Origin of the sequence: Rhodococcus sp. IEGM 1370 (assembly GCF_033142325.1) — a bacterium.
Taxonomy (GTDB): Bacteria; Actinomycetota; Actinomycetes; order Mycobacteriales; family Mycobacteriaceae; genus Rhodococcoides.
The window spans coordinates 119,942-133,010 of sequence record NZ_JAWLRY010000013.1 but is presented as its reverse complement, the minus strand read 5'-3'; the positions used below and the strand labels follow the sequence as shown (position 1 = coordinate 133,010).

Here is a 13,069-nt window from a genome sequence, read left to right as displayed (position 1 = left end):
GCTTTCACCAAAACAAAATAATTTCGGCACTGACATTCATCGACACACTGTTGAGTTCTCAAAGAACACGCACACACTCTCGACCCACAGACACACAGTCCGTCGGCCTCAAGGGCAACTGTTCCAGCCTATCCCAGCTTGGTCTCGGACACAAGGCCCGACTCTTGGGGGATAAAACCTGCCGAGCCACACGTCCAACCTCGTTCACCCAGTCCGTGAAGACCGGGTCGGTGTCCGTCGCTCTGACTCGACAAAAGTTACGCCACCAACCACACCAACGCAAATCGCCTGCTCAGCGACGGTCATCCGTCGCCCGAGCCACATTTCGGCAGTCCTCGAGACCGCTTCTCGGCGGCTCAGCTCAGCAATGCGTCCCGCGCGAACCTGCGAGACCAGCTCGGCGAGTCCGATACCTCTTGACGGAAATAGAACCGCGGACCGTGGGCACCGATGAGATCGAGGAAGCTCACCGTGGCCTGCGCCGCGAACTGAGCGTCGAACACACCGGAATCTTCGCTGGCCCAACCCAATTCGGCGACAGTCTCGATCAACATCTCGTTGCGATGCGTCGCAGATGCCGATGCCGCGAGGGAGATCAGGAACAGAGTCGCTGCGTCGGTCTCGTACGACTCCTTCCCCAGAGGAAGTCGCGACGCCGCATGCCGCCACATGCCGACCGGGTCTTCGGCCAACGCCGCTCCGAGCTTGGTGCGCAGCAACCTGCCCTTCGATGTGCGGGTCAACCCGAGGTGCCGCGCCGCGTCGCGCAGATCGCTGACCTGATGATGGTCGATCTCGCGATTGCTCGGCCCTACCCACCCCAGCCCCCAGTCCAGTTCCTCACGAATCGCCGCCACGAACGCGGGCTTGAGGTAGCCGGCACCGGTCAGCTCTGCTCCGTCGTCACCGATTCTGTCCAGAAACCACGTGAACTTGGCCATCGCCACCTCTGCGACGGGCAGATCGACCGAACTCGCGATGGTGAGCTCGCATCGCGGAAGCAACGCCATCAGTGACGGCACCTCCGTAGGACGAACCCGGTCGAACAGCTTTCCGATGGCTGGGGCCGCGGCCACCGCTTCGGCGAGCACCGAACGCCCTACGTCGAATGAGTGCAACACCGCGTTGACCGCATCGACGTCGAATCGAGCCGGGTCGAAGCCCGCGCCCCATCGTGCGATGAGCGCCGCGTGCTCGGGATCGGACGTGTCGGCGGCAATCTCGAGCGACTGGGCGTACCGCGAAGGCCCGCCGGACTCCTCGGGTGGGCAGGCGCGCGCCCCGTCGAGACAGACGGATCGGAGGTCGTCGATATCGGAATCGATCTGCTCCAGATGGATCGTGTGTGTCCATCCGTCACCGAAGTCGTACTCGTACGTCATCGTGGACCCCGGTGCAGTGAGTACGTCGTCGACCCGCACTCGCTCCTCGCTCGACGCGTCGTCGTCCGGTTCGTCGTCGAGCGTTTCCTCCATCTCGAATCGACGCGTGGCACCGGCGGTCCTGACGCTGAACGCATGCAGGTGCCGGTCCTCCCAACCGAGAGCACTCTGCAGAACCGCGTGCAGCTCGGACAGCAGCAGATCCGAGCGCACCCGCACCCGACGCCAAATCTGTGGACGAGTGTGATCCACGGTCACCCGAAGCACCAGGTTCACCAAGCGTCGCCGAGTGGCTTCCGTCGCGCTGTCGTCGGCCGGTTCGTCGGTGTCGGACAAATTCGGCACCACCGACAGGTGCCGGACGCGACCGGTTCTCATCGACATGGAAAGGACCCTAGTCGGACCTGCGCGTCGGACACAGGGGCTCGCGGTCTTCTACATACTCGTGGTCAAACCGTCGTTGATCGCGGCGACGTCGAAGGCCAACGCATCGAGCTGCGACGCCAACGTCGTCACCGTCAACTGCACGAGGTACTGAGTATCGACGCCCACCACCACATACCGCGTCGTCACGGCGGCTTCGAGTTGCTGCGCGACGTACGTACCCCGGATGAATCGCGACGGCCAGCCGAGCCACGACGCTGTACTCGCCTCGCGCTCCACCCATCCGGGCATCGCACGTCCGTCGCCGAAACCCAATGCCATCAACGCTTCCGGGTCGATCGTGCGCGACAACGCACCGACCAGAAGCACCGCGTTGGGCGCGAACCCGTTCTCCACGAGGTTCGGTTCCACGATCACCTGGGTCGCCCCTGGGAACTGTGCGGGATCGAGCGTCTGCCATCCCGCAGGAATCGGCACGGTGATGCCGAGCTCGGCCGCCGCGGCACCGTCGAGCGGCGACACGCGCAACGAGTGTGCGTCGAGGTACTCGGCGATCGTGGTGGGCTCGGACGATTCCGTCGACAGGGCGTCGTTCACAGCAATGCCTTTCGTGGTGCACGATTCACTGACACGCCAGAGGCTACCCGCGCCGGTCCGCTCGTCAGCAGGTCCTAGAGGCAGTGACCGGCAGGGAGCTGGTTGCTGTGCGACTCCAACCAGCTGCCGACCGCGTCGAGCATTGCTGTTCCGTCGGTGAACGAACCCGAATTCGGTTGCGCCGCAATCGCCACACCGACTCGACCGGCAACAGTGGTGACGATACCGACCTGCCGGACGTCGTAACCGCCTCGGACGCTCGGCCCCCAGCCTCCTTTGAAGGCAGCATCGGACATCTTCGCCAGGCCCCACTGCTGCTCGGGCGCAACACTGTTCATCATCTCGACCACCGGTGCAGCGTCCGGAACGCACGACAGGCCCGCCGCGAACGTTGCCTGATCCTGCGTCGACCACTCGGTCTGTCCGAATGCGCTGAATTCAGGACGGATCCGCTCCCTCTGCACCGCAGTGGCAGTGTCACCGCCCTGCCGCAGAACCGCGTCGACTGCGCCACCTGCGGCAGCGGAATCTCCGAGCGAACCCCACAGATTCTCGGCTGCTGCGTTGTCGGAGCTTTCGATGGCGGCGGTGGCGTCGGCAACCACCGCGTCCCCGCCGCGACGAATTGCGGCTACGGCCAGTGGCACTTTGACCGTCGACCACGCCGAACCGGAAGTCCAGGTGCCGAGCACTGTCGGCGGGCCGCCGCCGACGGGAACCAGAGCGAGGCCGATGGGCCCACCCGCCGTCGACTCGAGTGCCCCGAACTCCGCGGCCAGATCCTCTGCCGGCAGCGCCTCGACAGGAGGCGCAGTGGTCCATATTTCGGCATCGGACGTCGGTGGAAACTCCGGTGGCACAGGAGCAGCCGATGTTTCGGACACGAGGGGCGCTTCGGACGCGGGGCCGTCGTCGGTGGCGATGGTGCAGCCGGACACCAGAGCACAGAGCGCGAGAGCCACCGCTCCGACTCGTCCGACGCGGCGCGCCGAACTAGAAGAGGTAGACAACGGCGTTCTCGCCACCGGTACACGTCACCAACTGCGCAGACGAGACGCAGTTCATGTCGTACCGCTTGCCGGTGACCGGGCTGCTGGCCACCACGGTCCGCGAATTCCGATCCGAACCGGCCCTGGTGTAGGCCAACCGAACTTCCTCGGCGAACGGGCACGACGTGACCGTCGACCCCACCGCCGAGCCTCGAAGTCCGCTGCTCGACGCCACGGTCGCCGGGCAGGTCTGCGCTCCCGCAGGCAGAGTGGCCGGGCCCGGCTGCGGTGAGTTCTCGGCACTCGGTGCGGTTTCACCGCCTGGAACACCGCCGTCGGACACTGCCGAGGACGTAGCACCCGACGCCACCGCCGGAGTTGCGTCGTCGCGCAGCATGAACCACCCGAACACGCCGCCGAGAATCACTGCGACCACAGTCAGAACGGCCACCACGATCCAGATGCCACCGTTCCCTTTTCTCGGGGGTCCAGGTGGAGGCGAACCAGGGAAGCCACCGGTGCCGAACACCGGCGGCCGGGGAACCGCGCCGTACCCACTCGGCTGCGCCGTCGCCGGAGAATGCGGCGCACCAGGACCGGACGAAGGCGGTGGAAGGACTCGATCGGATGGATTCGGCTGCGCGCCGTACTGTCCGTACGCGCGCTGCGAGGGGTCGCCCGAATCTGGATAGCTCACTGGTGTCCTTCTGCCGATGATGGGGCCAGCCTCTCATACAGCGTCGCGACGAGCAGACCGGACGTTACAGTTTCGTTCGGCGCGCGGTGAGCTCCTCGAGATAGCGCGCAACGGCGTCGTCGTCGTTGGATTCGAGGACTCGATCGACGACGGATCGCACGGGCTCCACGGCATTCGACGGACACAACGCCGTACCCGCCCAGGTGAGCATCGGCAGATCGTTGCGCGCATCCCCCACTGCCGCAACCGAACCGGCAGATATCCCCCACTGCTCGCACAACTCCTGCAGCGCACTGGCCTTCGAGACTCCCGCCGCGGACATCTCGATGTACGGGGCACCGGAATGCGTCAACTCCACTCCGTCCACCCCCGCCGCAGCAACGATCTCGTACAACTTTTCACTCGTCGTATCACTGTGCCGAGCAACGATTTTGACGGTCGGCTCGACGTCGATCGACAAGCCGTGCTCCGACAGCTCCATCTCGTGCGGCTGCCGGTGATGGTCTGCGAACACGCACAGCTCGGCGTACCGAGCCTCGGCCACGAATCGCGTGGCACCCACGGTTGCGAAGGCAACTCCGGGGACGAGTGAGCGCACAACCGACTTGGCCGACGCCACCGTCTCGGCCGGTACCGACCTGGTGCCGACGATGGCAGGAGAGCCGTCGGACAGATCGAGGACCACAGCCCCGTTGGCACCGATCGCCGTGCCGCGAAATCCGCACGACGCAGCGAGTTCGTCGATGGAGTGGCGCGCGCGAGCGGTGGCCCACACCACCCTGATTCCGGCTGCGTCGGCGGCAGCCATCGCGGCGGCTGTTCGCGCCGACACAGTTCGGTCCGAACGCAGCAGGGTGCCGTCGAGATCGGTTGCGACAACGACGACCTCTTCGGTTCTCTTCACCCCACCGATACTGCCAGGTATCGCGCGCTCAGCCGGCGACCAACGTCAGAACGGAAATCTCACTGGGCGCGAACACCCGGAAAGGCGGGCCCCAGAAACCCGATCCGCGGCTGGTGTAGAGCTGAGTTCGCGCACCGTGTCTGCTCAGACCGTGCACCACCGGTTGGTCGAGGCGAACCAACGCCGAGAACGGCCAGATCTGACCACCGTGCGTGTGCCCGGAGACCTGCAGGTCGACGCCGGCGTCGACAGCGTCGCCGATCTGTTTCGGCTGATGCGCCAGCAACAGCACGGGCATCGACGGATCGGTTCCGGCAAGGGCGCGAACGAGATCCGCTCCGTGGCCGGGTGCACTCGAGCCAGCGGCGGTGGCGTCGTCGACGCCCGCGATGATCAATGCGTCGTCACCGCGATGCAGCACCACGTGGCGATTGTGCAAGGAGTTCCATCCGAGATCTTCCATGTGATCGAGCCATTCCTGCGCCTGGCCGAAGTACTCGTGGTTGCCGGTGACGTACACGCGGGCCGCGCTCGCGAGCATTGCCTCCAGCGGCGCAGCCTGCGCTCGACGCCGATCGACCGAGCCGTCGGCGATATCTCCGACGTGGGCCAACACGTCCGGTTCGAGCGCATTGACGGCGGCGGTCAAACGATGCGACCACGTCGTTCGATCGAGCGGGCCGAAATGCGTGTCGGTCACGAGAACCACTCGTAGACCGTCGAATCGAGCCCCGAGCCGGTCGATCCTGACGGTCGTGTGTCGCACTCGGGGCGTTCTCATCGCCTCGTAATGGCCCCACAGAGCGAGGACGACCACGACGATCAGCGTTGTCACCGAGACGATCCGCGACCGAAGGGGGTCGTCTACCCCAGCCACCCACAGACCGAGCCGCAACAGTAGCGAGAGTGCCGACCACACGAACGCGATCCAAGCCAAGCCCAACAACACGTCTCCGACGCGCGCCCACACGTCCTTGGAGACCCCCTCTGCACTCGGCCGGTGACCCAGATACATCGCTGCAGGCAGTGCCACGAATGCAGCGACCGCAACCGCAGAGCCGACCGACTGTGCAGCCGCAGGCCACTGCGCGCCCGCGAACACGACGGTCCAGGTCGGCAGGCCGACAAGCACAGCGCAGACCACGAGAACAACGGTCGGAACGACAACCCGCCGAGCTCGCGGTCGCGTCGAACCGTCCGGGGAGACCGACTGTTCCGGGCGCTGCGTCTGTCGATCTGTCATCGGCGTCGAACCCTCTTCACTCGTACGTGCGCAATCCGAGGCCAAGACTACGTCGGCTTCGGATGGTTCGGCGCGGGCACCGAGCATGCCCGCCGGGAGCTACGGCCGACGGCGGGTCGTGTATCCGCGAAGTCCGTTGAGCGGCAACTCGTGTTCTGCGATGTCCTCGTCCTCGGGTACCTCGAGGCCGCTCGGCTCGGCATCATCGGTCGTTGCTTCCGTCGAATCGCCCTGCGTCTCGACCGGATCGGCTCCATCGAGCTCGGCCGACTCGACGCTTGCCGCGGCCTCGTCCTGAGCGGCCGGCTCTTCCTGTGCGACGGGCTCTTCCTGTGCGACCGGCCCTACGGCTTCCCCGACCCGGTCCGTGGCCGATGTCGTGCTGTTTGTGGATTCACCGATCTCGGTGGTCGAGAGGCTCGGTGCCGAGGACTCGATCGGCCGAGCGGTGCCATCGGAACCGTCGGACGCCCCGGTACCGGATCCGTGAGTAGCCCCGGCACCGTTGGCACCTCCGGAGCCGTTGACACGACCGGCACCGTTGGTGGGAGACACACCGTTCGTCATTCCCGAACCGTTGGTCGGTCGCGAACCGTTCTGGACTCCAGCTCCGTCGGTGGTTCCGGAACCGTTGGTTGTCGTCGGTACCGATCCTTCGCGGTCGGCTCCACGAGCTTGCGATGCGGACCGCTCCTCGGTGGGAATGTCGATGCGCGGCATGGTCCACAGAGACAGCACCGACTCGTGGCGCGCGGGTGAGTCTGCGTGCGCGGACGTCTCGAAGACGCCGGAATCGTCGAACTGCGAGGACTCGAGTGGGACCGGGGTCCAGGCCTCGTCCGAACTCTCGAGACCTTCCACGACAACGCTGTTGGGCTTGATTCCCAGATGGGCCAACGTGGCCCAGAGGCTTTCCAGCGCCGCCTCGCGGTCCAGGTAGTACTCGGATTCACGCACCCGCCAGAACGTCCAACCGCACCGCTTGAGCTCCTGCTCACGCTGCAGGTCCGCCAACCGCTGAGCGGGGGTCGACAGGAACGTGTCGCCGTCGCACTCGACGGCGAGCCGCGAGGAGTCGCCGGTGACGACCAGGGCGAGACGCCTGTTGTTCACCTCGACACCGGGATTGACGTGAAAACCTCTCTCGACGAGGTCGTTCCACAGCTGCTGCTCGAGCAACGTCTCGAAGGGGGCCTTCCGGACCTCGCGCGAGACATCGACCGGCATGGGATCGGCCGGAGCGGGCGAGACGGAGGTGACGTAACTCAACAACGAGTTGCGCAGGTCCGCTCGCTTGAGACGATCGACCGTGACCGAGTGGAAGAGCCACAGCTGATCCTGTGCCCGCGACGCTGCCACGTTGAACCGCCGCTTGTACTGATTGGCGGAGAGGGTGGCGAAATTCTGATCGGGTGCCACCACCATCGACAGGAACACGACGTTTCGTTCGTCGCCCTGGAAGTCCGGCGGCGTACCGACGCGAAGTCGACGCTGCTCCCACTGCTCGATACCGATCCGCTTGATCAACTCGTTGCGAATTTCGTCGACCTGCGATTGGCCCTGCAGCACAACCACTCCGAAGGTCAGGTTGTCGTACGCGGAGTCTTCGAGGCACTCGGCGATCTGGTCGGCGATCGCGATGGCCTCGGTCCGGTTGACCAGTGAGGCGTTCTTTCCGGTCACCGTCGCTCCGCGAACGTACGTGTGCCGCAACGGCGGTAGTCGATCCGCACCGAACTGCCGCACGGGAACGAGCGGGGAATCTCCGTAGAACTGCTGACTCGACCAGTTGATGATCTCCGGCATCGAGCGGAAGTGTTCACGCAGCCGCACCACCTGACCGAACCGGGTACGCAGCATCGAGAACAGGCTCGACCTCGGGGTCAGCGTCGCACGCACGTGTTCCGGTAGATCGGGCAGGTAGACGTCCAACCGATCGAACACGTCCTCGAGTGTGCCGGTCTGCGGAACGTCGGCCGGCGCGCACTGTCTGTCGTCGCCCACCACGATCACCCGGGGTGCGAGGTACAGCAGGAAGAGACTGGTGATGTCGGCCTGGCTCGCCTCGTCGACGATGACGACGTCGAAACTGCCCGGCACCGGCGGGATGGACGCGAGCACCTGCGAGAGTGGCATGACCCAGGCGGGCACGGCACTCTGCGCCTCACGCATCGCCGATCGTGCTGCACTGCGGTAAGTTTCGGCGTACTTACCGGCTCCCGAACCGATGCTGGAGATGTGTTCGCGGTAGGTCTGCAGCGCCCGCACCTCGACTGCGGTCATTCGCTCCAGACTGTTGCGCCAGGCACTGGCAGCGGCGAGACGTGTTGTGAGGTAAGCGATGTCGGTATCCGCAGCGGCCAACTCCGCCTCGAGTTGCTGCTCGAGACCGCCGTGGTGCTGCTCGCCGACCCACTCGCGTGCCCGACGCCACGCCCAGGCCTTGGACATCTGCCAGCTCAGCTCGTCCCATTCGACATCGCCGGCGGTGTCCCTGACCAAGTCGAACAACGCGGGTGCGACCTCGGACAGCGACGCCGACATCGATTCGAGCAGCAGCTGATCCTCCTGCTCGGAACACGCTTGCGAATACGCCGCAACGGCGGCAGCCAGTTCCAACGGATCCGCGGTGCTCAACGCACTCACCAGATTCGAGCCCTCGGGCGACGGCCCGGCGTCGATGCGAGTGGCAACCGCGAACTGCAGGGCGTCGAGCTCGGCGCGTGCGGCATCGATGTCGACACGCGTGGCGATGGCGTCGGCGGCCCCGGCGATCTCCCGAGCGTCGGCCAGGCTCCGAATCCACGGTGCCGCAGGCGAAATGGTGTACAGCCGGTGCACAAGGGCGTCGCGGGCAGCGACGACTGCAGACACCAGACCCAGCCTGTCGGCGATCCGCGCCACGTTGTTGACGCGAATCGACCGTGTGCCGTCGAGCGGAACGACGATCGCGAGGTCGGCCAGCAGCACCGCTGCGGTCTGCACGGTCTCGAGCGCGCGAATATGTTCGGCCACCAGACGCGCAGCCATCGCCGTCGTCGCAGGTTGCCCGTCGACGGTAGCGACGATAGCGAGTGCTTCGACGGCCTTCTGCTCCTCGCTGCGGCGGAACCGGGGCTTCCACTCGATACCCGACTCCAACGCGCCGGCGAACGCATCCATCGCCGTGAGTGCCGCCGGTGAGCTCGTCGAGCACTGCACGTCGTGCGCACCGACATAGCGATCGGAGGCAGCGGCCGTCTCGACCATCGCGTCGATTCCGCTGACCCGAGACCACAGGTGGGCGGCCTCGCCGGACAGCACCGAATCGGTCAGGCGTAGGTACGAGCCGTCGAGTTCGACGACCGCTCGCACCCGAGCGGCGAGCTCCTCGCACAGTTGCCTGATCTCCGAGGCCACGGCGGGTTCCACGCCGTCGAGCAACGACACGAGCTCGGCGGTCTGGGGCGAGGGAGCGTCGATGCGCGCACCTGCGCGCTGGCAGAGCGACGCCAGTTCGGCCGAGTTCGGCAGCATGGTCTCGGGACGCGGCAGCACCTGACGCGAGCGAAGCTCGCGAGTGCCATCGGAGCCGGCGATGAGCTTACGAAGCTGATCGACCTGGGCACCGTCGAGAGGTGGCCGATCGGCGAACAGTGGGCCGGGCAGCCACTCGTGGGCACCTTCGGCGGCCTTGACCTTGCGCACGATGGACGACACCGTGCCGTCGTATCCATCGGAAACGTATTCGTGCACAACAGTTTCGGACTCGCGGAGCGCGCTGACACGATCGAGCAACTCGGCCCGCCCGGCCAGAGCCGCTGCGCGCTGCGTCGTCAGTGCCTCGATCTTCTGCACCTCGCTGGCCTCGTCGAAGGAGGTCTTGCGCTCGGCGATCTTCGCGACGCTACGGTTGAGCTCGTCGGAACCACCGCGGGAGAGGTCGGTGATGGATACGCAGAGCTCCTGCAGCTCCGGCGGGAGCTTGTCCCGCAGCACGCGCAAAGCTTGTGACTTTTCACTAGTGACTAGAACCCGTTGACCGCGCGCCAACAGCCCGGACATGAGGTTGGCGATCGTGTGAGTCTTGCCCGTTCCGGGCGGCCCTTCGACCACGACACCGCTGTCACGCCCCAGCCGTTCCATGATCTGCGACTGCTCGGCGTTGGCCGGCAGCGGAAACAGCGGGTCCTCCGCCAGTGCCGCGGACTCCCCCGCTCCCGTGCGTTCGAGCCACGCCACCCGATCTGCCGGCTCGATGGCATCGACCAGTTGAGCGAGCCCGAGCGGTACCGGAGAGTCGGCGAACTCGAGGTCGGCGATCATCTGCTCGTAGTACTCGACCAGTGCGAACGAGTCCCGAACGCGCAGAACGAGGGCAGGTGAGACGGTGAGCGTGCGGTCGTCGTCGATGTAGGCGAGTGCCCCGGGCGGCCCGAGACGATCGAGCACCTCGATCTCGTGCCGCGGCACCCGCGACGCCCAGTTCCTCAGGAACTGTTCGACGCCTGCCCCGATGGGTGAGGTGACGGTGTCGTGCAGTTCCTGTGCCAGAGCGACCGAGCCGGAGGTGTCGAAATCGTCCGAGGCGGTCAGCAGCTGGCCGTCCTCGAGCCGCGCAGTGGTGCTCGCGGCGAGGCGAACCAGCAGATCACCGGTACGCACGTCGCGTTCGATACTGGCCGACTGAGTGATGAGGTGAGTGCGCACGCTGCGCTGCGGATCGGTGTTGCTCGAGGTCAGCAACCCCGAGGCCACGACGAGTTCGATCGACTCGGGTCGCGATGCGAGCTCCTGCATCATCAGCTGCAGAGCCTGGTACAGAGCGGCCTGCGGACGCCGATCCCGATCCTCCTGCGCCCATTCCTTCCACGACTGCGAGTACTCCTCGAAGGCCTGCTTGATCTCGTAGGCCTTGCGGATGTCGAAGTCCGCATCGGACTCCTGCGCCTCCGCTCGACGACGAGACGTCACCGAGGATGCGTCGGCCAGCTCGAGTTCGCGATAGCGACTGTCTGCAACGACCTGCGGGTCGAGCCAACCCGACAGCAGCGCCGGCGGCTCGGGCGGATCGTCGACCGCGATGCGCGGTGCACGGAGCACCACACCACCCTGCTTGGCGCGTGGGTCGAGCTGCATGGGAACGTCACCGGCATGGATCCATTCGACCTGCACGTGGTCGTCGAAGCGCAGCACCGGGTTCGAACGCGCCTCGACGATTTCGCGAAGAAAGCGCAGCAGGCGTTGAACCCTGCTCTTGAGCTCGTCGTCGTGTTCACGACCGGTAGCCGCTGCAGCCGTCACAGTTTCCCCACAAATACTCGAATGGTCGTCCGTTTCAGGGACGGTGTTTGCACACCCGGGCCAGACTAGCCGCTGAAAACCGGTTGTTCGTTGCGTCCTGAGCACACAAAATACGTTCTAGTGCTGGTTCACAAAGACCGACTTCGGTCGCTGGATCCCCCACAGCGACCGACCCGCCTGCCCACGGGTTCTCACCCGTCGAACACGACAGGAGCCGAATGCGCAACCTGGTCTACTACATCGCCGTCACCCTCGACGGGTTCATCGCTGCACCCGATGGCAACTACGACTGTTTCGTGCCCGACGGCGATCATCTCGACGCCATCAAGACCGAGCTGCCCGAGACGTTGCCGGTCCACGTTCGTGCCATGTTCGGCCTGGACGGTCCACCCGCTCGATTCGACACCCTCCTCATGGGCCGCGAGACGTTGCAGCCGGCGCTCGACGTCGGTATCACCAGCCCCTATCCCCACCTGCGCCAGTACGTCTTCTCGCGCACCCTCGCACCGTCGGACGACCCCACCCTCACCGTCGTGAACGAGGATCCGATCGGACTGGTCAGGAGCCTGAAGGCCGAGGATTCCGAGTACGACGTCTGGATCTGCGGAGGTGGAAACCTGGCGGGTCAACTGCTGCCCGAGATCGACGAGCTGTTCCTCAAGGTCAATCCCGTCGTGCTCGGCAGGGGCATCGGCCTGTTCTCGTCCGGAATCGGACCCGATCCGTTCCCCGCGGAGCGGTTCGAGCACCTCGAATCACGCCAGTTCGACAGCGGGGTGAGATTCTCCCGGTTCATCCGCCCGGACGCGCGCTGACGATGACGTATAAAGACTGAATGCCTGCCGCGCCGGAGCCAGACCGTGAGCTGCCGAATCGGGAGCTGCCGACCACCCCGCGAGGGCTGCGAACCCGTACCTCGCTCGTGGCCGCCGCGCGTCGGGTCTTCGAGGACAGCGGTTACCTCGACTCCCGGTTGATCGACATCACCCGCGCTGCTCGATGCTCCGCCGGCACCTTCTACACCTATTTCACCAGCAAGGAAGAGATCCTGGCCGCAGTGCTCGAGCAGGCCAGAGACGACATGCTGCATCCCGGAACCGAGCGAGTGAACCCGCACGACGATCCGGTTGCCGTGATCGCCGCGAGCAACCGTGCGTACTTCGAGGCATACCGCCGCAACGCGAAGCTGATGGCGCTGCTCGAGCAGGTCTCGAACATCGATCCCGAGTTCCGACGCCTCCGCCGTGAACGCGCCGATGCCTTCGTCAGGCGCAACGCCCGCAGCATCGAGAGCCTGCAGAGCCGCGGTCTGGCCGACGCGGAACTCGATCCCCTGCTCGCCTCGCGCGCACTGTCCTCGATGATCAGCCGGCTCGCGTTCAATCACTTCGTCGTCGACGCCGCAGACGGCCTCCCACCCGCGGACTACGAGGATCTGCTCGCGACGGCGACGAGGCTGTGGGTCAACGCGCTGCGACTGCCACGGGCGAGCGAGGGCGACAGGTGAGGGAGACCGCACTCGGCGACGATCGAACCAACTCGAGCCGATCGGCTCGATTTGTACCCGTCAGTAATGTACCCGCCGGTAGC

9 protein-coding genes are annotated in these 13,069 nt (G+C 65.7%); 2 read left to right on the top strand and 7 right to left on the bottom strand.

Features of this window, described 5'->3' with window-relative positions; genetic code table 11:
- Positions 1 to 356 precede the first annotated feature (356 nt).
- The 7 genes from R4P47_RS16840 to R4P47_RS16810 form a co-directional block, all read right to left on the bottom strand.
- Positions 357 to 1,766 carry a plasmid pRiA4b ORF-3 family protein gene (locus R4P47_RS16840; protein WP_317785240.1) on the bottom strand — a complete coding sequence of 470 codons (1,410 nt, stop codon included), beginning with the start codon at positions 1,764 to 1,766 and terminating at the stop codon, positions 357 to 359.
- Between the two features lie 51 nt (positions 1,767 to 1,817).
- Positions 1,818 to 2,363 carry an LpqN/LpqT family lipoprotein gene (locus R4P47_RS16835; RefSeq protein WP_317534340.1) on the bottom strand — a complete coding sequence of 182 codons (546 nt, stop codon included), beginning with the start codon at positions 2,361 to 2,363 and terminating at the stop codon, positions 1,818 to 1,820.
- Between the two features lie 74 nt (positions 2,364 to 2,437).
- Complete coding sequence (locus tag R4P47_RS16830; protein ID WP_188078855.1) at positions 2,438 to 3,325, bottom strand: hypothetical protein; 888 nt, start codon at positions 3,323 to 3,325, stop codon at positions 2,438 to 2,440.
- 31 nt (positions 3,326 to 3,356) lie between these two features.
- A complete protein-coding gene (locus tag R4P47_RS16825; RefSeq protein ID WP_317785239.1) occupies positions 3,357 to 4,049 on the bottom strand; it encodes a hypothetical protein in 693 nt (230 codons plus the stop codon).
- A gap of 64 nt (positions 4,050 to 4,113) precedes the next feature.
- Positions 4,114 to 4,953, bottom strand: coding sequence for an HAD family hydrolase (locus R4P47_RS16820; protein WP_317785238.1), 840 nt, complete (start codon positions 4,951 to 4,953; stop codon positions 4,114 to 4,116).
- 28 nt (positions 4,954 to 4,981) lie between these two features.
- On the bottom strand, positions 4,982 to 6,196 hold the full coding sequence (locus R4P47_RS16815) for a metallophosphoesterase (RefSeq protein WP_317785237.1): 1,215 nt from the start codon (positions 6,194 to 6,196) through the stop codon (positions 4,982 to 4,984).
- Between the two features lie 99 nt (positions 6,197 to 6,295).
- Entirely contained in the window at positions 6,296 to 11,479 is a 5,184-nt protein-coding gene (locus R4P47_RS16810) for an AAA domain-containing protein (protein ID WP_317785236.1), read from the bottom strand.
- 218 nt (positions 11,480 to 11,697) lie between these two features.
- On the opposite strand from R4P47_RS16810, the gene R4P47_RS16805 reads away from it, so the two are divergent.
- Both R4P47_RS16805 and R4P47_RS16800 read left to right on the top strand, forming a co-directional pair.
- A complete protein-coding gene (locus tag R4P47_RS16805) occupies positions 11,698 to 12,294 on the top strand; it encodes a dihydrofolate reductase family protein (RefSeq protein ID WP_149407981.1) in 597 nt (198 codons plus the stop codon).
- A gap of 20 nt (positions 12,295 to 12,314) precedes the next feature.
- Positions 12,315 to 12,986: a TetR/AcrR family transcriptional regulator gene (locus tag R4P47_RS16800; protein ID WP_094669566.1), complete on the top strand. Its 672-nt coding sequence runs from the start codon at positions 12,315 to 12,317 to the stop codon at positions 12,984 to 12,986.
- The last annotated feature ends 83 nt before the right edge of the window (positions 12,987 to 13,069 follow it).